The 19,320-nt window shown below is 68.1% G+C and carries 20 protein-coding genes; 9 read left to right on the forward strand and 11 right to left on the reverse strand.

Annotated elements, in window-relative coordinates; all coding sequences use genetic code 11:
* Positions 1–45 precede the first annotated feature (45 nt).
* Positions 46–927 (forward strand): DNA-binding transcriptional regulator KdgR, encoded by an 882-nt coding sequence (gene kdgR, locus AC0KUR_RS13695; protein WP_069705920.1) that lies wholly within the window; start codon positions 46–48, stop codon positions 925–927.
* Positions 928–1,010: 83 nt separating this feature from the next.
* Complete coding sequence (locus tag AC0KUR_RS13700) at positions 1,011–1,388, forward strand: SH3 domain-containing protein (protein WP_167361892.1); 378 nt, start codon at positions 1,011–1,013, stop codon at positions 1,386–1,388.
* 31 nt (positions 1,389–1,419) lie between these two features.
* On the opposite strand, the gene AC0KUR_RS13705 is transcribed toward AC0KUR_RS13700, so the two are convergent.
* On the reverse strand, positions 1,420–3,024 hold the full coding sequence (locus AC0KUR_RS13705; protein ID WP_473376018.1) for an EAL domain-containing protein: 1,605 nt from the start codon (positions 3,022–3,024) through the stop codon (positions 1,420–1,422).
* A 34-nt stretch (positions 3,025–3,058) separates the two neighbouring features.
* A complete protein-coding gene (locus AC0KUR_RS13710) occupies positions 3,059–3,250 on the reverse strand; it encodes a hypothetical protein (protein ID WP_124609173.1) in 192 nt (63 codons plus the stop codon).
* A 212-nt stretch (positions 3,251–3,462) separates the two neighbouring features.
* On the opposite strand from AC0KUR_RS13710, the gene AC0KUR_RS13715 reads away from it, so the two are divergent.
* The gene (locus tag AC0KUR_RS13715) at positions 3,463–3,762 is read left to right on the forward strand and encodes a hypothetical protein (protein WP_034189674.1); all 300 of its coding nucleotides are present in this window, start codon (positions 3,463–3,465) and stop codon (positions 3,760–3,762) included.
* 28 nt (positions 3,763–3,790) lie between these two features.
* Here the strand turns inward: AC0KUR_RS13715 and AC0KUR_RS13720 are convergent, their stop codons facing one another.
* Both AC0KUR_RS13720 and AC0KUR_RS13725 read right to left on the reverse strand, forming a co-directional pair.
* Positions 3,791–4,096, reverse strand: coding sequence for a hypothetical protein (locus tag AC0KUR_RS13720; protein ID WP_473376019.1), 306 nt, complete (start codon positions 4,094–4,096; stop codon positions 3,791–3,793).
* Positions 4,097–4,146: 50 nt separating this feature from the next.
* Positions 4,147–5,193: an AraC family transcriptional regulator gene (locus tag AC0KUR_RS13725; protein WP_049035404.1), complete on the reverse strand. Its 1,047-nt coding sequence runs from the start codon at positions 5,191–5,193 to the stop codon at positions 4,147–4,149.
* Between the two features lie 94 nt (positions 5,194–5,287).
* Here AC0KUR_RS13725 and AC0KUR_RS13730 point away from each other — a divergent pair, with 94 nt between their 5' ends.
* Positions 5,288–6,304 (forward strand): sterol desaturase family protein, encoded by a 1,017-nt coding sequence (locus tag AC0KUR_RS13730; protein ID WP_473376051.1) that lies wholly within the window; start codon positions 5,288–5,290, stop codon positions 6,302–6,304.
* 36 nt (positions 6,305–6,340) lie between these two features.
* Positions 6,341–7,021, forward strand: a complete 681-nt coding sequence (locus tag AC0KUR_RS13735; RefSeq protein ID WP_034189672.1) for an alanyl-tRNA editing protein — start codon at positions 6,341–6,343, stop codon at positions 7,019–7,021.
* A gap of 24 nt (positions 7,022–7,045) precedes the next feature.
* On the opposite strand, the gene AC0KUR_RS13740 is transcribed toward AC0KUR_RS13735, so the two are convergent.
* The 3 genes from AC0KUR_RS13740 to AC0KUR_RS13750 all read right to left on the reverse strand — a co-directional run bounded on the left by AC0KUR_RS13740 (position 7,046) and on the right by AC0KUR_RS13750 (position 10,968).
* Positions 7,046–8,671 carry a histidine-type phosphatase gene (locus AC0KUR_RS13740; RefSeq protein WP_473376020.1) on the reverse strand — a complete coding sequence of 542 codons (1,626 nt, stop codon included), beginning with the start codon at positions 8,669–8,671 and terminating at the stop codon, positions 7,046–7,048.
* Positions 8,672–8,850: 179 nt separating this feature from the next.
* Positions 8,851–9,285: an HAD family hydrolase gene (locus AC0KUR_RS13745; RefSeq protein WP_034189670.1), complete on the reverse strand. Its 435-nt coding sequence runs from the start codon at positions 9,283–9,285 to the stop codon at positions 8,851–8,853.
* A gap of 324 nt (positions 9,286–9,609) precedes the next feature.
* Positions 9,610–10,968, reverse strand: a complete 1,359-nt coding sequence (locus tag AC0KUR_RS13750; protein WP_034189669.1) for an NAD(P)/FAD-dependent oxidoreductase — start codon at positions 10,966–10,968, stop codon at positions 9,610–9,612.
* Positions 10,969–11,068: 100 nt separating this feature from the next.
* On the opposite strand from AC0KUR_RS13750, the gene AC0KUR_RS13755 reads away from it, so the two are divergent.
* On the forward strand, positions 11,069–12,022 hold the full coding sequence (locus tag AC0KUR_RS13755) for a LysR family transcriptional regulator (RefSeq protein WP_034189668.1): 954 nt from the start codon (positions 11,069–11,071) through the stop codon (positions 12,020–12,022).
* Between the two features lie 20 nt (positions 12,023–12,042).
* On the opposite strand, the gene AC0KUR_RS13760 is transcribed toward AC0KUR_RS13755, so the two are convergent.
* A complete protein-coding gene (locus AC0KUR_RS13760) occupies positions 12,043–12,240 on the reverse strand; it encodes a hypothetical protein (protein WP_473376021.1) in 198 nt (65 codons plus the stop codon).
* A gap of 192 nt (positions 12,241–12,432) precedes the next feature.
* On the opposite strand from AC0KUR_RS13760, the gene AC0KUR_RS13765 reads away from it, so the two are divergent.
* On the forward strand, positions 12,433–13,356 hold the full coding sequence (locus AC0KUR_RS13765) for an AraC family transcriptional regulator (RefSeq protein WP_175027246.1): 924 nt from the start codon (positions 12,433–12,435) through the stop codon (positions 13,354–13,356).
* A gap of 133 nt (positions 13,357–13,489) precedes the next feature.
* Positions 13,490–14,377 (forward strand): NmrA family NAD(P)-binding protein, encoded by an 888-nt coding sequence (locus tag AC0KUR_RS13770; RefSeq protein ID WP_175027247.1) that lies wholly within the window; start codon positions 13,490–13,492, stop codon positions 14,375–14,377.
* Positions 14,378–14,402: 25 nt separating this feature from the next.
* On the opposite strand, the gene AC0KUR_RS13775 is transcribed toward AC0KUR_RS13770, so the two are convergent.
* Together AC0KUR_RS13775 and AC0KUR_RS13780 are read right to left on the reverse strand one after the other, a co-directional pair.
* Positions 14,403–15,605 carry a benzoate/H(+) symporter BenE family transporter gene (locus AC0KUR_RS13775; protein WP_473376022.1) on the reverse strand — a complete coding sequence of 401 codons (1,203 nt, stop codon included), beginning with the start codon at positions 15,603–15,605 and terminating at the stop codon, positions 14,403–14,405.
* Between the two features lie 176 nt (positions 15,606–15,781).
* Positions 15,782–16,807: a fatty acid desaturase gene (locus tag AC0KUR_RS13780; protein WP_124670694.1), complete on the reverse strand. Its 1,026-nt coding sequence runs from the start codon at positions 16,805–16,807 to the stop codon at positions 15,782–15,784.
* 243 nt (positions 16,808–17,050) lie between these two features.
* On the opposite strand from AC0KUR_RS13780, the gene AC0KUR_RS13785 reads away from it, so the two are divergent.
* The gene (locus AC0KUR_RS13785) at positions 17,051–17,875 is read left to right on the forward strand and encodes a phosphate/phosphite/phosphonate ABC transporter substrate-binding protein (RefSeq protein WP_473376023.1); all 825 of its coding nucleotides are present in this window, start codon (positions 17,051–17,053) and stop codon (positions 17,873–17,875) included.
* A 40-nt stretch (positions 17,876–17,915) separates the two neighbouring features.
* Here the strand turns inward: AC0KUR_RS13785 and dbpA are convergent, their stop codons facing one another.
* Positions 17,916–19,319, reverse strand: a complete 1,404-nt coding sequence (gene dbpA, locus AC0KUR_RS13790; protein WP_034189661.1) for an ATP-dependent RNA helicase DbpA — start codon at positions 19,317–19,319, stop codon at positions 17,916–17,918.
* Between the last annotated feature and the right edge of the window lies 1 nt (position 19,320).

Here is a 19,320-nt window from a genome sequence, read left to right on the forward strand (position 1 = left end):
CGGACGCGTTATGCTCTCCCGATTCGCACTCACGGATTCACGGACATGACAGCAACGCCCAGGCAGCGCAAAGGCGATCAGGCGAACCTCGGCGCCGAAGCCGACCCGTCGGCGGCCGGTGCCGCCGAAAAGGCCGATTCGGTCGCGGCCGTCGGCAAGGTCTTCACGATCCTCGCCGCGCTCGGCGATCGCCGCGAGATCGGCATCAGCGAGTTGTCGCAGCATCTCGGCATGTCGAAGACCACGGTGCATCGCTTCCTGCAGACGCTGAAGACGCTCGGCTACGTCGCGCAGGCAGGCGAGACCGACCGCTACCGCCTGACGATCCGGCTGTTCGAGCTGGGCAGCAAGGCACTGGAGAGCGTGGACCTCGTGCGCGAGGCCGATCTCGAGATGCGCCGCATCGGGCAGCTGACGCGCGAAGCCGTGCACCTCGGTGCGTTCGACGAGGACGCGATCATCTACATCCACAAGATCGACGCCGATTACGGGCTGCGCATGCAGTCGCGGATCGGCCGGCGCAATCCGTTGTACAGCACGGCGATCGGCAAGGTGCTGCTCGCCTGGATGACACCCGACGAAGCGCGCGCGGTGCTGGCCGGCATCGAGTTCAGGAAGTCGACCGCGAAGACGCTCGCGTCGGCGGATGCGGTGATGAGCATCCTGCCGCACGTGCGGCAGCAGGGCTACGGCGAGGACAACGAAGAGCAGGAAGACGGCCTGCTGTGTCTCGCGGTACCCGTGTTCGACCGTTTCGATCGCGTGATCGCGGGGTTGTCGCTGTCGTTCCCGACGATGCGTTGCGGCGCGGACACGAAAGCGCATTATGTCGCACTGCTGAAGGAAGCCGGGCAGGCGATTTCCGCGCGGCTCGGGCATCGCCCGCACGCGGCGGCCGTCGAGGCGGCCGCGGTCGTGCACGACTGAACACGCCGCGGGCGGCGCTACAATCGGTGCCGCGCCGGTCGCGCGCCGGCGAACCCCGAACACGACGACCTGAAGGACGAACCATGCGAATGAACATGTGGATGCGCACGTGCATCGCGCTGCTGGCGATCGGCGCGAGCCTCGTCGCGAACGGCGCGCAGGCAAAAAGCGCGGTGGATTGCGGGAAGCTCGATGCGGCCACGAGCGGCCCGGACGACAACTTCCGGCCGCCGGCGTCCGGCACGGTCATCGGCGCCGGGCGCGCATATTTCTACTCGGCACCCGACGCGCAGTGCATGACGAAGCGAACCTTCATCGTCCCGGGCGATTCGGTGACCGTCTACAAGTCGCACGGGCGCTGGTACAACATCATGTACGTGAACGGCAAGACCGGCGACGACTTCGAGGGCTGGGTCGAACTGGGCCGCGTACGTCTCGGCGGTCAATACGGCGCACAGTAACCGCCGGCGGTGCGTGTCGGGCCCGGTGCCGCTACGACGATACCCAAGCGCAATCGCGTTTCAGGTTCTCCGCGCGCTGCGGCCGCCGATACAGATAGCCCTGCGCATACTGAATCCCGATCGCATGCAGCGCGCGATGCTGCGTTTCCGTCTCCACGCCTTCCGCGATGATCTTCAGGTCGTAGTGGTGCGCGACGGCCGCGATCCCCTCGATCAGCCCTGCGCCGCCGTCGTTCAGCTGGGCGACGAACTGGCGATCGATCTTCACGTAGTCGAACGGAAAACGCGACAGCACATCGAGATTGCTGTGATGCGTGCCGAAATCGTCGATCGCGAACTTCGCGCCTTTCGACCGGAGCGCGTTGAAGACCTCGGTGGTCCGCGCGTTCTTCTCGAGCAGGATGCGTTCGGTGACCTCGAGCACCAGCGTGAAGCTCGGCGGCAGCGCGCGGATCGCTTCCTCGACGACGGATACGAAGCGCGCGCGCTCGAGATCCTTCGGCGCGATGTTCACCGCGATGCGCAGCGGCGCGGACGGCGTCAGCGCGGTCAGTTCCGACACGGCCGTCCGCAGCACGAATTCGGTCACCTTCGGCAGTACCGTGCTCGCTTCCACCTGCGGGATGAACACGGCCGGGCTGATGACTCCCCACTTCGGATGCTGCCAGCGCAGCAGCGCCTCGACACCGACCGTCCGGCGCGTCTGCACGTCGACGATCGGCTGGTACACGACGTGAAACTCGTTGCGCCTGAGCGCATGGCGAACGGCCTTCAGCAACAGCCGCCGCGGCGCCATCGCCAGCAGGTAGGCGGCCATCACGAGACCGTCGGCCAACAGCACGATCGTCATGCCGATCAACCGGTAGTGGCCCTGGACGTGCGAGGCGTACTGAGCCGATGCGGCGACCGACACCGTGAAGGGCCAGCGTTGCGACGCGATCGTGGTGCCGCCGGCGGGAGCGTGGTCCGATTCCGGCGCGAACTTGCCTTGCTGGTCGAGACGGCCCGATCCGGCGATCGACAGCGTGGCGGATTCCGTCCCGGTGCGGGCGCTCGGCGCGAGTGCATCGACCACGTAGTCGCCTTCGATCAGGTACAGGACACCCGCGCCACGCGCGGTGGCGCGATACACGGCCAGCACCGGAATGCCGCGCTGAAACGGCGTCTGGCGCAGCAGCGTGACGATCGTCGCGCCCGGTTCGGGCTCGCGCGAGTATGCGTCGAGCGGCAGGTCGATCGCACCGAGCGCCGACGAGCACATGACGCGGCCGTCGTTCACCAGCGCGACGGCGCGCAGGTAGCGCAGGCGAGTACCCACTTCGGCCAGCGTCCGGAATACCGACGCGCAAGGGCGTCCGACGAGCGCGGTCAGCTCGTCCGCATGTCGCAGGCGGACGCCGTCGAGGATGCGGTTCACCGTCGCCACGATGTCGTTCGCGACGACGCGTTCCTGCGTGGTGACGGCATCGCGTGCGTAGCGATCGGCCAGTACGATCGCGCAGGCGGGCACGAGCACGCAAACGATTACCGCGACGAAAAAGACCGCCCGCGGCCATGTACCGCTACGCTGGAAAACGGACTTCGAGCCTGGTATGAGCGCCGACATTCCCGCGGTTGCCCTTGATGTTGTACGCATGGAGAGGCATGTCGAACCGGTCGGTGCGCATGCGTCATGCCTGGTCCGGGCGATCCGGTTCGCGTATCGGCATCGCGATGCGAACCGGCGCGACGATCGCGCTGGGCAGCGGCGGCAGGCCCGTCGCGATCGGCCATTCGGTCCGACGGCTCACGTCTCTGACGAGTGCATTTTGCGCATCCATATTGACGTAGCACACCGAAAAAACCCCCGGCCGCATGGTCATGCGGCCGGGTCGAAAGACACCGTCTCTTGGCACGAGGATGGTGCGCGGCAAGTATATGATGTGGCGCGCTATTACGAAATATTATTGATTAAAAATTGGTGCAGTTTTGTGATTGCGTCTAAAAAAGAAACATTGCCTCGACATACCGTTTTAGGCGGGTCGCCGCGAGCGCGCGGGGGGCTGTTCGCGCGTCATGCCGGAGTTTCGCAATGATGGAAGAAGATACCGCTCCTACGACGGTCATGGTGACCGATGGCGCTGCCGCCGCGGATGGCGGCTCGCTGTGGATCCAGATTTCGATCGACGGACAGGTCCGCAACTATCTGCTCGATCGCGCACTCGCGTCGCGCGGTACGCCGCGCTACGACACCATCTGCGGCGCGCACGGGGTACTGTCGAAAGGAGAGCGAAAGGAATTGCGGGGATGGCTGGCGCGTATCGCCGACCCCGCGATGTGGACGGGCATCGTCAGCACGTTCGTGGAGGTGCTGTCGCGGCCTGACGCGGAATGAGCGGCGCCGGCGCGGCGCCGGCCGCGACTCAGAAATCGTTGCGCATCTTGTGAAGCAGCGCGCCGGGCGACTGGTGCGTATCGACCGCGGTCAGGACGTCGGTCAGGAACCATGGCAGGTTCAGTTGCGTATCGGAATCGCCGACGCATACGCGGATCGGCGGTGCCTTCGACGGCGAACGGACGTCCTGCGTGGCCTCCCGCGACGGCACGCAGTTTTTCGCGTGCGCCTGAACGGGAACCGGCGCGGCGGCGCCGGGGAGCGCGCCGGCGTCGGCGGGCACGCTGACGGCGGCAAGCAGGGGCAGGACAGCAGCAGCGGTAACGCGTTTCATGAGGATTCTCCGGCGATGTCCGTTCGACCGTGCCGGCGGGCGCGAGTTCGTCAGCCGCGCGCGACGCGGGCCGCCCGCAGCGGCTGTCGGGCGCGCCACTGCTGAGGCGATTCGCCGGTCCAGCGCCGGAACGCGCGCGTGAATGCGCTGTGTTCGGAATAGCCGAGCAGCCAGGCGACTTCCGCGAGCGTCAGCCGCGGATCGTTCAGGTGGTCGATCGCGAGCCGCCGCCGCGTGTCCTCGCGCAGGGTCCTGAAATTCAGCCCGAGTTCGGCCAGCCGGCGATGCAGCGTGCGCGACGACACGTGCAGCGCCGCCGCGATCGGCTCGATGCCGGCTTCGCCGTGCGTCAACAAGCGCGCGACGGCTTCGCGCACCGACCGTTCGAGGTCGTCGGCCTGCCGCAGCTCGGCGAGCAGCGCGCTCGCCTGGCGCTCCATCATGTGCCGCAGCGCGTCGTCCGGCCGTTGCAGCGGCTGCGTCAGCAGGTGCAACGGAAACGCGAGACGGTTCACCGGCTGGCCGAACCGCACCGGGCAGCCGAAGTAGTCGAGGTACGGTTGTGCGTCGCGGGGCGACGGATGCACGAAGCAGACTTCGTCGGGCCCGTGGCGCGTGCCGGTGATATTGCGCGCGAACTGGACGATGGCGGTCAGTGCCACTTCGTCGACGAGCGGGCCGAGCGGCTCGGGCGCATCGTGCCATTCGATCGCGACCGACGTCGCCTCGACGCGCACTTCCATGCGCGCGACGTTCGCGATCAGGTGTTCGTATTGCTGCCAGCGCGCGAGCGCGGCGCCGGCATCGCGGCACGCATGCAGCGCATAGCCGAGCGCGCCGAGATGCGCGGGCGTGATCCGCTGGCCGACGTGCAGGCCGAGCAGCGGATCGTCGAGCGCGCGGGCCGCGCGTTCGAGCAGGCCGCGCCAATGCGCGCTCGCGTACAGCGTCAGCCCGCGATCGTCCTCGGGCGGCCGCGCCTCGCCGAGGACGCGCGGGGCATCCTGGCCCTGCCCGGACAGATAGTCGAACAGCAGCCGCACGTAGGTGCTCGAGTAGTAGACGCGCTGGGTCGCGAGCGGGGAGGCGGCGGGCATGGCGGAAAGTGTCAAGTAATCGTCGGCAAGTGTCAACGCGAGCGGACCCGTGCGCGACCATACTGCGCGGCAGTTCCCGATCGAGGCCGCCGACATGCCGAACGAGTTGATGACGTGGCTCCACGCGTTCCTGGGTAACGACGTGGACTGGAAGCAGGTGCTGTTGATCGGCATGACGCCGGTGTTCCTGATCGCGTTCGCGATCGAATATGCGGTGATGACCGGGCGCGGCCGCCGCGAGCCGTTTCGCTGGAAGGAGATCGTCGCGAACCTGTCGCTCGGTGCCGGCTACCAGGTGGCCGAGACCGTGATGGGGCTGCTGTTTACCGGCGCGATCTTCGCGTGGGTCCATCGACACCGGCTGTTCGACGTGCCCGTGAACGGCTATACGGTCGTGCCGATTTTCGTCGTCGTGGAATTCTGCTACTACTGGTTTCATCGCACGTCGCATCGCGTGCGCTGGTTCTGGGCCGAGCACGTGCCGCACCACAGCGGCGAAGTGATGAACTTCACGACGGCGATGCGGCAGTCGCTGCTGAATGCGTTCGTCGGCGTGTTCGTGTTCTACCTGCCGCCCGTGTGGCTCGGCATCCCGCCGGCCGTCGTGCTGTTCCTGCTCGCGGTCGATCTCGCATACCAGTACTTCGTGCATACCGAAGCGATCGGGCGGCTGCCGCGCTGGTTCGAATACGTGTTCGACACACCGTCGAACCATCGCGCGCATCACGGCCGCAATCCGCGTTATATCGACAGGAACTATGGCGGCGTGCTGATCATCTTCGATCGCATGTTCGGCACGTATGTCGAGGAAACGGAACCGGTCGACTACGGGATCACGCAGCAGATCCGTTCGTACAACTTCCTGGTGCTGAACGTGCACGAATTCGTCGACATGTGGCGCGACGTGTTTGCGCCGGGGCCCGTCATGCAGCGTGTGAAACACCTGTGGATGCCGCCCGGGTGGGAGCGGCCGGGGCATCGGCCGATCCACACGTGGCGCGTCGAGCGCAAGCGCGAGGAAGACGCGATGGCGCCGCGCGACGCACCGGCGGAGGGTGCGACGGCAACGGGGCGCAAGATCGTACAAGCCGCCCGGACGCGTTCGGGCTAAGCTGGGCGTTTTCCTCGGCGAAAGGCGTGGCGGGCGATGACAAGGAAAATGTTCTGGGACGATCCCTACCGGACCACACTGGATACCGTCGTCACGCACGTCGACGGCGATCGCGTGCGGGTCGACGCAACCATCTTCTTCGCGTTTTCGGGCGGCCAGGAAAGCGACGCGGGATCGCTGGGCGACTATCCGGTGATCCGCGCCGACAAGCAGGGCCTCGACATCGTCTATACGCTCCCGCATGATCACGCGCTGCGCGTCGGCGATCGTGCGACCTGGCGCATCGACTGGGCGCGCCGGTACCGGCTGATGCGCCTGCACTTCGCGGCCGAAATGGTGCTGCAACTGGTCTACCGGCTCAGGCCCGGCATCGAGCGCATCGGCGCGCATATCGCGCAGGACAAGGCGCGCATCGACTTCGCGAGCGACACGAGCCTGTCGCCGCTGTTCCCGGAGATCGAATCGGCGGCCGCCGACCTGTCGAGGCGTGACCTGCGCATCGTGACCGACTTCAGCGATGTCGATGCACAGCGCCGGTTCTGGGCGGTCGACGGCTTTGCGACGATGGCCTGCGGCGGCACACACCCGGCGACGACCGGCGAGATCGGCATGCTGACGCTCAAGCGCAAGAACATCGGGAAGGGCAAGGAGCGGATCGAGGTCATGCTGCTCGATCCTCAGGTAGCGAGCGGGCACGCGATGATGCGACTTGCGTGACCCGCACCGCGCCTCATCCTCGCGTCACTGATACCCGTAGCACTGCTTCAACCCCGCGTAGTCGTAGAAGTGGCTGGCCGGCGCGATCTTCGCGCCGTCGCACGCAGCCTGAAAATCCGTCTCGCGCTCGTTGTACAGCATCTTCACGATCAGCCGCGACCCGTTGCGGTAGACGTCCCACTGCAGGTTCGCCGCCATCGGCGACACCTGGTCGCCGCGCCACGGGTTGTTCGCATAGGTGTACGTCTGCGCCTGCGGCGTCGGCACGAACACGTTCTTCAGGTTCATGACCGATGCGAACGGAATCACGATCTCCGCGTGCGTGAAGCGCAGCTTCGCGGCGCGCGTCAGGTCGCCGCGGGCGATCGCGTCGACTTCGCCGAAGAAATCGTCCTGCAGCACCTTTGCCATCCGGTACGTGACCGGGTTCGCTTCCTGGATGCCGGGCCCCTTCTGGTAGTAGTCCTCGGCATCCTGCAGGTACGCGAGATACTGCGCCTGCTCCGCGCCGATGTACTTCTCCATCGTGACGCCGCCGGTTTCCGCGGTCATCGCTGGCGCGACCTGCAGCAGGTTGTACAGCACGTTCACCGCATCGACGGCCGTGGCGATCCTCGTCTTTCCGTCACCCTTCAGTGTATTGGTGAACTTGCCGTCCGTCGACGTGAACGCGTAGGTTCCCGTGTTCGCGAACGTGTAGCCGTCGCTGCCGAGCTTGGCGATGAAGGCCGGCGACACGAGTGCGGACAGCACCGTCTGCGCGACGTCGGCCGCCTGCGGTGCGGCCTTGATCGCCTTCAGCTTCGCGGCGACCGTCGCGTCGTTCGCATAGGCCTGGTACGCCTGGCTCGCCTGATAGGTCGCGTAGTACGGATCGCTCGTATCGGTGACGAGATCGGTGGCCGGTTTCAGCGAATGGAAATACAGCAGGAAGCGGTTGGTGCCGGCCGGCTGCGCAACCGGCGCGCTCGCCGGATAGCCGGACGGCGCGGCCGGCAGCGTGATGGCGGATGCCAGCGCCGGCCGGGCGGCGACGAGCGCCGCCGAGAAATACGTCGAGCTGTCCACCGCGCGATCCTGGCCCGAGTTGACGACGACGACCTGCCGGGTGCCCGCCGCGAACAGCGCGGGCAGCCGCTGGGCGAGACGGGCGGCGAGCTGCTGGTGTTCGCGGATGCCGGTTTGCGTGAGGTTGCCGTATCCGGGCGTCGAGATACCCTGCACGCCGTAGCCGAGCAGCGCGTTGGCCTTCATCATCGCGTACGTGTCGGCCTTGAGCTGCATGCCGAGCGCGGTCAGCGCGCCGTCGGCCTCGGCCTTGAGCAGCATCGCGTAGATCGCGCCGTCGTACTTGAAGCCCGACAACCCGCGCGAGCCGTGGCGCGCGACGAGTTCGGCATAGACGGGCGCGTAGCCGGCGGGCGGCGCTTCGTACGTCGCGGCGTCCTGCTGCGGGCGGTACGGTGTCTTCGTCTGGTAGTAGGTCGCGGGCGCCGGTGTCGGCGTGGGCTGCGGCTGCGGCTGCGGCGCGGGCGTCGCGCCGCCGTTGTCGGCCGAGGTGGCGGGCGGCGTCGATTCTTCCCCGCCGCAGGCGGCGAGCAGCAGACAGGCGATCGTGAGGGCGGCGGCGGTGCGGGTCGGGCGTGTCATCGTGGCGAGCGGCGGACGGACGCATGCGGATGCGCGCCGTTCCGTTTCCGGGAGAGTGGGATCGAGCCCGGAAGTGTGGCAAGCGACTTTGACAGCGGAATGTCAGGGTTCGGTCGGGCAATCGTCGGATTGCCGCCGGATCGGCGCCGGCCGGTCGCCGCCGGCCGCCGTGCCGACGTTCAGTGGAGCCCGGCCGATGCGATCGAGCGCACGGTGTCGGTGATGTTCACGCAGCGCGACAGGCCGAAATGCTCGGCTTCGCGGCGCTCCGGTTCGCTGCTTGCGATCGCGACCGCGCGTTCGGGCGGCACGCCGAGCGCCTGCAGCGCGACGTCGAACGGATGCTGATTCGATCTGGAGTCCTGCTGATCTGAATCGGTGACGACGACCGAGAAGCGGTCGAGGTGCGCGCGGCCGAACTGGCCTTCGAACATGTCGCTGAGCCGGGCGGCCGGCAGCGTCGTGACGAGACCGAGTCGATATCCTTCTTCCGATGCGCGATCGAGCCACTGGATGATCGCGTCGCGCTGATGGCGCGATTCGCGCGAATCCGGTGTTGCTTCGATTTGTGCGAATGCTGCGTCGAGACGGGTGACGATGGCTTCGATGACCACGGTGATTCCTCTTCAGAGACGTGATGATCCGTTCGCCGACGGGAATGCCACACACCTTAGCGTTCATCTTGAAAATACGACCAATTAATATTTATAGGTGACTCATATGATATGGCTTATGAATGAGGTGGCGCGCCAGAGCGGGCGCGGGGTGCGGGCCGCATGGTGTTTCCCGCGCGCATGACGTCGCATCGACGGCGTTCGACGTGATGCACCAGCGTGGCGCGCGGTTTGAATGCATTCGGCATATGCATATAAGAAAACGGCATATCGAGCGATGGCCGCCCGGCATGCCGTCTTGCGATGCCGCGTGCGTGCCGTCGATCAGTGCAGCTTGATCGACGGCTGGTTGCGGCTTTGCAGCCAGTGGCTCAGCGACTGGAACAGCGCGCGCTTCGCGCCGACCACGCTGAACAGGTGCTTGCGATACAGGAACTTGTACAGCCCGATCGCGGCGAGCCCGTCGACGATCAGCGAGCGCGAGCGCACGCTGATGTCGGCCTGGTACACGGCGCCCGCATGGCCGAGCGACACGACGGTGCCCGCATCGTGGAACGTGAAGCCGGCCACCGGCTTGCCGGCGATGCGCCGCGCGAATGCGTTGACCAGATACACGGCCTGCTGGTGCGCGACCTGCGCACGCGGCGGCAGGAAGCCGCTCGCACCCGTCGACGGGCACGCGGCGCAGTCGCCGAACGCGTACACGTGCGGATCGTCGGGCGTCTGCAGCGTGTCGGTCACGATCACCTGGTTCGAGCGGTTGAGCGCGAGGTCGCCGATGTCCCGCAGGATCGCGGGGCCCGCGACGCCGGCCGCCCAGATCGTGATGTCGCTCGCGAGCCGTTCGCCCGTCGCGGTCGTCACGGCGTCCGCGCCCACTTCCGCCACGCGCGTGTCGGTCAGCACGTCGACGTTCAGCGCGCGCAGTTGCGCGTGCATCTTGCCGGAGAGCCGTGCGTCGAGCGCCGGCAGGATGCGCGGGCCGCCTTCGATCAGCCGGATGTGCACGTCGCGTGCGGACACCAGCGCCTTGAAGCGGTACGTCGTCAGCTGCTGGACCGCGTGGCGCAGCGCGGCCGCCAGTTCGACGCCCGTCGCGCCCGCGCCGATCACGTTGATGCAGATCGGTGCCGCGCGCCGCGCGGGCTGCTGCTCGGCCAGGTGATTCGCCTTCGTGCAGGCCGCGAGGAACTTGCGGCGGAAATCCTCGGCCTGGTCGAGGTTTTCGAGCGGCAGCGCATGGCGGGCGGCGCCCGGCACGCCGAAGAAGTTCGTCACGCTGCCGACGGCGAGCACGAGGTCGTCGTAGCCGAGTTCGCGCCGCGGCAGGACTTCGGTGCCGTCCGCGTCGTGCACGGCCGCGATCGTCACGGTGCGTGCCGCGCGGTCGACCTGCTGCAGCGCGCCCTGCACGAAGCGGAAGCCGTGGCGCTTGGCCTGCGCCGCGTATTCGATCGTGTGCGAGGCCGGATCGCGATGGCCCGATGCGGCTTCGTGCAGCAGCGGCTTCCAGAAGTGCGTCGGATAGCGGTCGACGAGCACGATGTCGGCCTGGCCGCGGCGTCCGATCGTATCGCCGAGACGCGTGGCGAGCTGCAGGCCGCCGGCGCCGCCGCCGACGATCACGATGCGCGGCAGGCGCGGTGCGCGGTCCGTTGCAAGGTTGGGCGTGGTGTTGTCCATGTGGGGCTCCCGCTGAATGACGATTCGGATGACATTGCTCAAGAACCGACGATATAGTTTGGCACCCACTCGAACAATTTAATGTTTATAAGCGACTCATATGTATTCACTTATAGGAAAGACCGCGACGTTCCGGCAGCTGAAGGCGCTGGACATGATTGCGCGGCTCGGCAGCGTGTCGCGCGCGGCCGAGGAGCTGAACCTGACGCAGCCGGCCGTGTCGCTGCAGGTTCGCCTGCTGGAGGAGGCCGCGGGCGCCGCGTTGCTGCAGCGGGTGGGGCGCGGCGTGCAGCTGACCGCGGCCGGCGAGATCGTGGCGCGTTATGCGCGCGAGATCCTGCATCTGTGGAGCGAGGCCGGCGACGAAGTGGCCGCGTTGACGGGCGATCTCGGCGGCACGTTGCGGATCGGCGCGATCACGACGGCCGAGTACCTGATCCCGCCGCTGCTCGTCAAGTTCACCGCGACGCGCCCGCACGTGAAGACGTATTTCAAGGTCGGCAATCGCGACGACATCATCCGCATGCTCGCGACGCATGAAATCGATCTCGCGGTGATGGGCAGCGCGCCCAAGGAACTGCGCACGCACGCGGTCGAGTTCGCGAAGCATCCGATGGTGTTCGTCGCGGCGCCCGGCCATCCGCTGATGCAGCGCAAGCGCGTCGCGCTGAAGGATCTCGAATCCGCGCACCTGCTCGTGCGCGAACGCGGCGCGGGCACGCGCTCGACCGTCGAGAGCCTGTTCAAGAACGCGGGCCACCGGTTTCATGTGGGCTCCGAACTGTCGAGCAACGAGGCGATCAAGCAGATGGCCGAAGCGGGGCTCGGCATCGCGTTCCTGTCGTTGCACGCGTGCGCGCTCGAGCTGCGCACGGGGCTGCTCGGGCAACTGCCGTTCCCCGGCAACCCGATCGAGCGCGAATGGTATGTGGTCACGCTCGCCGACCGGCGCATCTCGCAGGTCACGGGGCTGTTCCGCGACTTCCTGATCAAGCAGGGCGCGCCGGTGATCGACGGCGCGACGGTGGCGCCGCACGATCGGCGGCGCAAGTAGGCGAACGCATCGACTGCCGGTCAGACGAGCCCGAAGTCGTCGTTGCTGTCGGGAATCGACGCGAGCAGCCGTTCGAGCCGGTACCCGCCGACGACGCGCAGGCACCAGGCGGCGATGGCGGTGCGGCGAGTGCGCGGGCGGGGATCGGACGCTGGGCGGGCGGCGCCGGAAGGCGAAGGCGCGATGAACGTCGCGCGCAGCGGGCAGGAATGGGGCATGGCGGGCTCCGTAGGTGTCGGATGGGGCGATCGTAAGCGCCGCGGCGCCCGCTGGCGCGCACGCAAGGATCGTCCCGAGCAGAAACGGATGATCTTTTTCCGCTCGGTGCCGGGACGGCCGCCCAGGCCCGGCGCGCGGCCCGAAAACGCGTCACAATGCGCGTTCGAACCACGAATGGGTGGAGCCCAGCCATGAGCGATCCGATTCCCGCCGCGCCGCCGGACAACGGCGTGCCGGTCAGTTTGCGTTCCAGCCGCGGGCTCGGCTGGCGGGGCTTCGGCGCGGCGCTGCTCGACATTCGCGCCGGCACGTACCGGATTCCGGCGGCCGAGCATCACCGCATCGGCGTGCATATCGGCGGGCCCGTCCGCGCGGATTGCGTGTGCGACGGCGAGCGCGTGTCGCGGATCCAGGCGCACGGCGACGTCGACGTGATTCCGGCCGGCCTGCCCGGCCAGTGGACCGACAGCGCCGACTGTCGGATCCTGCACATCATGCTCAGCGACACGTTCGTGCGACGCACCGTCGAGCACCTCGAACTGAAGCCGTCGCACGCGCAGATCCGCCGGCGGCTGCAGGTGCGCGACCCGCGGCTGCAGCACATCGCGTGGGCGATGGCCGCCGAGCTCGAAGCGGATGACGCGTCGGACCCGCTCTATGCGGAAAGCCTGTGCACGGCGCTCGTCGCGCGGCTGGTCGACGGCCAGCCGGCGTTCCGCGAACGCCGGCGCACGCTGGCGCCGAAGGCGGCCGCGCGCGTGATCGACTATGTCGAGGCGAACCTCGAGCGGCGCATGACGCTGGCCGAACTCGCGGCGCTCGTGTCGATCAGCGTGCCGCATTTCAAGGTGCTGTTCCGCGAAACGCTCGGGATGCCCGTGCACCAGTACGTCGTGCGGCGCCGGGTGGAGCGCGCGAAGGCGCTGCTGCTCGAAGGCCGGCTCAGCATCAGCCAGATCGCGCTCGAAGCCGGGTTCGCGCACCAGAGCCACATGGCGAACTGGATGAACCGCGTGCTCGGCGCGACGCCGACGGAGATTGCGCGCTCGGGCACACGGGGCCGGTTGCGGCTGGCTTATGACGGGGAGGACGACGTGAAGCCTGCGCGCCGATAGCGGCCCGGCGGGCGGATCGCACGAACGGCGCCCGCATCCCGTCATCCTTTCCTGCGCGATTCATCCCACCCTGCGCGCCTTTCCGGCCGCGCATGCCGACAATCACGACACCTTCATCCCCCAGGAGCGGATCGTGTTCGTGATCTTCGGAGCATCAGGCAACGTCGGCCTGTCGACCGTGACGACCTTGCGCCAGGCCGGCCATGCCGTGCGCGCGGTGCTGCACGACGCGCGTCATCGTGACCGTTTCGTGCAACTCGGCTGCGATGTCGCGATCGCGGACCTGACGGACGAGAATGCCGTCGCCGCGGCGATCGACGGTGCGCAGGCCGTGCAGATCCTGTGTCCGGTGCCGGTCGCCGATCCCGATCCGGCCACGACGATGACGCGGACGATCGACGTGGCGGCCGCCGCGCTCGCCGCGAGCCCGCCGCCTGCGCTGCTCGCGTTGTCGGACTACGGAGCGGAGCTCGAAGGCAATACGGGTATCACGCGTCTGTTTCATGATTTCGAGGAACGTCTGAAGACGATCCCGACGCGACTGACGCTGCTGCGCGCCGCCGAACATCTGCAGAACTGGGCACGCGTGCTGCCGGTCGCGCTCGGCGCCGGCGTGCTGCCGAGCTTCCATCATCCGGTCGGCAAGGTGTTTCCCACGGTGTGGGCGCCCGATGTGGGCGTCGTCGCGGCGCGGCTGCTGCTCGATGCGCCGGAAGGCGGCAACGGGCCGCGCATCGTCAGCGTCGAGGGGCCGCGACGCGTGAGCGTGACGGCGATCGCGGAGACCCTCGGCGCGGCGGCCGGCCGTGCGGTCGTCGCGCACGAACTGCCGCGCGAGACATGGCAGGCGACACTGCTGCGCGCCGGGCTCGGCGAGCGCCATGCGCAGCTGATCGTCGATCTGTACGACGTGCACAACGCGGGGCGGATCGACGTCGAGGCCGACGTGTCGGAGCGGGCTTACGGGACGACGGCACCGGAGGACGCGCTCGCGCAACTGGTGCGCCGGCATGCGCGTTGAGTGAAGCAGCCGCACGCGGCGCGCATCACGCGGGCCGGCGCACCTTGTTCAGCACCGCATACGCCACCGACCCGATCACGATCCCCCAGAACGCGGACCCGAGCCCGAGCCACGTCATCCCCGACGCGGTCGCGAGGAACGTGATCATCGACGCTTCGCGGTGGTGCTCGTCCTCGAAGATTCCGTGCACGTTCGCACTGATCGCGCCGATCAGCGCGAGCCCCGCGAGGATCGCGACGAACGCCTTCGGCAGCGCGAAGAACACCGTGACTATCGTGCCCGCGAACAGCCCGCCGAGCAGGTAGAACGCGCCGTTCGCGAGGCCGGCGACGTAGCGCCGGTCCGGATCCTCGTGCGCGTCCTTGCCGGTGCAGAGCGCGGCGGTGATCGCGGCAACGACGATCGTGATCCCGCCGAAGCACGCGACGACGAGCGACATCACGCCGGTCGCGGCAATGATCGGGCGCGCCGGTGTGGGATAGCCGGACACGCGCAGGATCGTCATCCCCGGCAGGAACTGGCCGGTGAGGCTGACGACGACGAGCGGCAACGCGAGGCTGAGCGTCGTGCCGAGCGTCCATTCGGGGGCGATGAAGACCGGCCGCGCGAGGCTCGGCGACACGTTGCCGAGATGCGTCATCCCGAGCAGCGTCGCGAGCGCGGCGCCCGTCAGCAGCACGAGCACGATGCTGTAGCGGGGCAGCAGGCGCCGGAAGATCACGTAGGCCGCGATCATGCCGAACGCGAGCACGGGTTGCGCCGACGCGGCGGAGAACGCATGCATGCCGAACGGCAGCAGGATGCCGGCCATCATCCCGCACGCGATGCCGCGCGGGATGTGGCGCACGAGCCGGTCGAAGTAGCCGGTGACGCCGATCAGCAGGATGATGACGGCGGCCGTGATGTACGCGCCGACGGCCTGGTTGAGCGTCAGTTGCGGAAACAGGCCGACGAGCAGCGCGGTGCCGGGCGCCGACCACGCGGTGACGACCGGTACCTTCAGCCTCCAGCTCGCGAACAGGCCCGATACGCCCGCGCCGATCGAGATCGCCCAGACCCACGACGACACCATCACATTGGACGCGTGCGCGGCTTGTGACGCCTGGAAGAAGATCGCGAGCGGGCCCGCATAGGAAATCAGGACCGCGAGAAAGCCCGCGGTGATCGCGGACACGGACCAGTCGTTGCCGATCGTGCGGATCGCGCCGGGCGGGGAGTTCGGTTGCATCGTCGTCGGGAAATGCGGCGCGCGGCCGTCGGGCGGAGCCGGGGCGAATGATTGTTGGAAGCCCCGGATGAGCCGCCATTCTGGCCATTGCCGGCCCGGTTGGCAATTCGCCGGCGAAGATCGACGTTGTCGGCTTTTTGTAAGAATTGGCGCGAAAGCGGAGGGATCGCCGGCCGTCACGTACTGATCTGCAGCACCGTGTCGACCACGGCCACCTTCACGCCGCTTCCGGTCGACAGCGACGCCGTGCCTTCGTCGAACGGATGCACGGGCGGGTCGGTCGGCGTCCACGCATGGCGCGCGAGCAACGCGCGATACCCGCCGCGGATCACGAAGCCGCCGCATTTGCGCGCATACGCGTCGCGCCGCATCCGGTATGCACGCGGCAGGTCGTACCACGGCAGCTTCGGCAGGTCGTGATGGACGAGGTGATAGTTGTTGTTCAGGTACAGCAGCCGCATCGCGAAACCGGCTTCGTTGATCGTGATGCGCGCCTTCGGATGCCGCGCGGCGCGGTGCTCGTACAGCGAGCGGATCATCGCGAGCGACAGCGCGGGCCACGTGACGGCCAGCAGGTAGTACCACCACGGCACGCCGATCGCCCATTGCAGCCATGCGAGCAGCGCGATCACGCAGGCGGCGTGCGTCGCCCACATCGGCAGATAGCGGAAGTCGCCGCGCCGGAACGCGGCGAAGGCATCGCCGATGGTCGCCGCGACGGAGAGCGGCGGCCCGACGACGATTCGTCCGATGAAAGTCTTGCGCGCGACCGTCAGCGCACGGCGCCAGCGCGGCAGCCGCGCCCAGCGTTCGCGCGTCACGTAGTTCGTTTCCGGATCGACGCCCGGCACGGTCAAATCTTCGTCGCGATGATGGTCGAGGTGGGTGTCGCGATACAGCGTGTACGGATACCAGACCGTCAGCGGCGGATAGCCGAGCAGCTTGTTGATGAACGCGGAGCGCGTCGGATGGCCGTGCAGCAGTTCGTGCTGCAGCGACATGTGCCATGCGCCGAGCAGGATCAGCGGCGGTGTCGCGGCCGCGAGCGGCAGGCGCCCGTCGCGCACGAGCAGCAGCACGGCGAGCCAGCCGCCGTAGATGACGGCGACCAGCAGCCAGGTCGGCCACTCGGTGCGGGCGGTGAAGCGGGCGTCGAGCGCGGCAATCGCGCGCGCATGATCGACGTCGAAGTATTCGGCCATGGCGTTGAGGCGGGATGGATCGGGCAGTGCGGGGAACGAGCGGTGGAACCGGGGCGCTCGGCCCGGGTGCGCTGGTGTCTCGCGGATCACGGTCGGCCCGCCAGGCATCGCGCAGGGTGCGGCGCCGGCAGGCCCGCCAACGGTAACCGGCGGGCGCGCCATGGCCAACCAATCGATTCGTATTTGCTTATCGGCGGGCGGCCGATAAGCATCGGGGCCGCCGCCGATGCGTAGAATGCCCGCATGAGCCCATCGATCGCCGTACTCCCGATGTACAACGTGACGCCGCGCCACGCCGCCCTGTGGCGTGCGCTGTTGCGCGACGCGCTCGATGCGTTCGCGCAGGCGGGCGGCCCCGCCGACGTCGTGCTGCCCGACGATCCGTTCGACGACCTGCACGCGCTGTGGCGGCGCGACGATCTGCTGCTGTCGCAGACCTGCGGCTATCCGTACCGGATGCTCGGCCTGCGCGACGTCGTGCGCTTGATCGCGACGCCCGCCTTCGACGCGGACGGCTGCGACGGCGCGCGCTACAGCAGCGTGCTGGTCGTGTCGGCGCGTGTGCACGCGGGCGGCGCGACGACGCTCGCCGCATGCCGGGGGCTGCGCGCCGCATTCAACGGCGAGGATTCACACAGCGGGATGAACGCATTCCGGCACGCGGTCGCGCCGCATGCGCATGACGGACGCTTCTTCGGCGCGGTCACGCCGTTCGGCTCGCACGTGAACGTGCTGCGTGCGCTGGCGGCGGGCGAGGCCGATTGCGCGTCGATCGACTGCGTGACGTTTGCCTATGTGCGCGATGCGCTGCCCGATCTGCTGAAGGACATCCGGGTGATCGGCACGACGGCCTCCGCGCCGGGATTGCCGTTCATCGCGTCGCGGGCACTGCCGGAAACGCAGGTCGGCGCATTGCGGGAGGCGCTCGATCGGGCGGTGGCCGCCGACGCGGAACGGGCGCGCGTGCTGCGGCTGAAGGGATTCGAGCGGCTGTCGCCGGCCGACTACGACACGATTGCGCGGCTCGCGGAGGACGCGGCCGCGCACGGCTATCCGGAACTGGCGTGAAGCGCGGGGCGGCGCGCGGCATGGCGCGCCGCGTCGCGCGTCATGCGTCGTCTTCGTCCATCAACCGGACCTTGACCCGCTTGCCCTTGATCTTCCCCGCATTGAGCTTGCGCAACGCGTCGCGCGCAACGCCGCGCTCGATCGCGACATAGGTCGAGAACTCGGTCACGTTGATCTTGCCGATCTGCTTGCCGTCGAACCCGGCGTCGCCGGTCAGCGCGCCGAGCACGTCGCCCGGGCGGATCTTGTCCTTGCGCCCGCCGAGGATCTGCAGCGTTTCCATCGGCGGCAGCAGCACGCTGTCGTCCGCCGGCTTCAGTTCCGCGAGCGGATGCCATTCGACGTCGCGCTTCTGCGCCTGTTCGATCGCGCCGACGCGGCCCATCTCGTCCATGCTCGCGAGGCTCAGCGCCCAGCCTTGCTGATCCGCGCGGCCGGTGCGGCCGATGCGGTGCACATGCACTTCGGGGTCGGGCGTCACGTCGACGTTGATCACTGCTTCGAGCTGCGCGATGTCGAGCCCGCGCGCCGCGACGTCGGTCGCCACCAGCACCGAGCAGCTGCGGTTCGCGAACTGGATCAGCACCTGGTCGCGCTCACGCTGGTCGAGCTCGCCGTGCAGCGCCAGCGCGTGGAAACCCTGCGCATGCAGCACGTCGAGCAGGTCGCGGCACTGCTGCTTCGTATTGCAGAACGCGATCGTGCTCACCGGCCGGTAGTGGTTCAGCAGCTGGCCGACCGCGTGCAGCCGCTCGTTCTCGGTCACCTCGTAGAAGCGCTGGCGGATCTTGCTGTCGTCGTGGCGCTCCTCGAGCTTGACTTCCTTCGGGTTGCGCAGGAACTGCTGGCTCAGCTTCGCGATGCCGTCCGGATAGGTCGCGGAGAACAGCAGCGTCTGGCGCGTGGTCGGGCACATCCGCGCGACCTTCGCGATGTCGTCGAAGAAGCCCATGTCGAGCATCCGGTCGGCTTCGTCGAGCACCAGCGTGTTCAGCGCGTCGAGCTTCAGGTTGCCGCGGTCGAGGTGATCCATGATGCGGCCGGGCGTGCCGACGACGATGTGCGCGCCGTGTTCGAGGCTTTGCGCCTGCGGGCGCATCGGCGTGCCGCCGCACAGCGTCAGCACCTTCACGTTTTCTTCGGCACGTGCGAGGCGGCGCACTTCCTGCGCGACCTGGTCGGCCAGCTCGCGCGTCGGGCACAGGATCATCGCCTGCACGTCGAAGCGGCGCGCGTCGAGGCGCGCGAGCAGCGCGAGCGAGAACGCGGCGGTCTTGCCGCTCCCCGTCTTCGCCTGGGCGATCAGGTCCTGGCCGGCCAGCGCGACCGGCAGGCTCGCGGCCTGGATCGGCGTCATGTCGACATAGCCGAGCTGCGCGAGGTTCGCGAGCGTGGCGGGCGTCAGTGGCAGCGCGCTGAAGGGCGTGGGCGTCGATTGGGTCATG

The organism is Burkholderia sp. YHN3-13 (genome assembly GCF_055810675.1).

Bases quoted from the DNA above. Each gene is read 5' to 3' on its own strand.
- AC0KUR_RS13700 (WP_167361892.1), top strand. From the start codon at position 1,011: ATGCGAATGAACATGTGGATGCGCACGTGCATCGCGCTGCTGGCGATC.
- AC0KUR_RS13765 (WP_175027246.1), top strand. From the start codon at position 12,433: ATGAGCGATCCGATTCCCGCCGCGCCGCCGGACAACGGCGTGCCGGTC.
- AC0KUR_RS13780 (WP_124670694.1), bottom strand. From the start codon at position 16,807: ATGGCCGAATACTTCGACGTCGATCATGCGCGCGCGATTGCCGCGCTC.
- kdgR (WP_069705920.1), top strand. From the start codon at position 46: ATGACAGCAACGCCCAGGCAGCGCAAAGGCGATCAGGCGAACCTCGGC.
- AC0KUR_RS13710 (WP_124609173.1), bottom strand. From the start codon at position 3,250: ATGACCATGCGGCCGGGGGTTTTTTCGGTGTGCTACGTCAATATGGAT.
- AC0KUR_RS13775 (WP_473376022.1), bottom strand. From the start codon at position 15,605: ATGCAACCGAACTCCCCGCCCGGCGCGATCCGCACGATCGGCAACGAC.
- AC0KUR_RS13730 (WP_473376051.1), top strand. From the start codon at position 5,288: ATGCCGAACGAGTTGATGACGTGGCTCCACGCGTTCCTGGGTAACGAC.
- AC0KUR_RS13735 (WP_034189672.1), top strand. From the start codon at position 6,341: ATGACAAGGAAAATGTTCTGGGACGATCCCTACCGGACCACACTGGAT.
- AC0KUR_RS13785 (WP_473376023.1), top strand. From the start codon at position 17,051: ATGAGCCCATCGATCGCCGTACTCCCGATGTACAACGTGACGCCGCGC.
- AC0KUR_RS13740 (WP_473376020.1), bottom strand. From the start codon at position 8,671: ATGACACGCCCGACCCGCACCGCCGCCGCCCTCACGATCGCCTGTCTG.
- AC0KUR_RS13705 (WP_473376018.1), bottom strand. From the start codon at position 3,024: ATGCGTACAACATCAAGGGCAACCGCGGGAATGTCGGCGCTCATACCA.
- dbpA (WP_034189661.1), bottom strand. From the start codon at position 19,319: ATGACCCAATCGACGCCCACGCCCTTCAGCGCGCTGCCACTGACGCCC.
- AC0KUR_RS13715 (WP_034189674.1), top strand. From the start codon at position 3,463: ATGGAAGAAGATACCGCTCCTACGACGGTCATGGTGACCGATGGCGCT.
- AC0KUR_RS13725 (WP_049035404.1), bottom strand. From the start codon at position 5,193: ATGCCCGCCGCCTCCCCGCTCGCGACCCAGCGCGTCTACTACTCGAGC.
- AC0KUR_RS13760 (WP_473376021.1), bottom strand. From the start codon at position 12,240: ATGCCCCATTCCTGCCCGCTGCGCGCGACGTTCATCGCGCCTTCGCCT.
- AC0KUR_RS13755 (WP_034189668.1), top strand. From the start codon at position 11,069: ATGTATTCACTTATAGGAAAGACCGCGACGTTCCGGCAGCTGAAGGCG.
- AC0KUR_RS13750 (WP_034189669.1), bottom strand. From the start codon at position 10,968: ATGGACAACACCACGCCCAACCTTGCAACGGACCGCGCACCGCGCCTG.
- AC0KUR_RS13720 (WP_473376019.1), bottom strand. From the start codon at position 4,096: ATGAAACGCGTTACCGCTGCTGCTGTCCTGCCCCTGCTTGCCGCCGTC.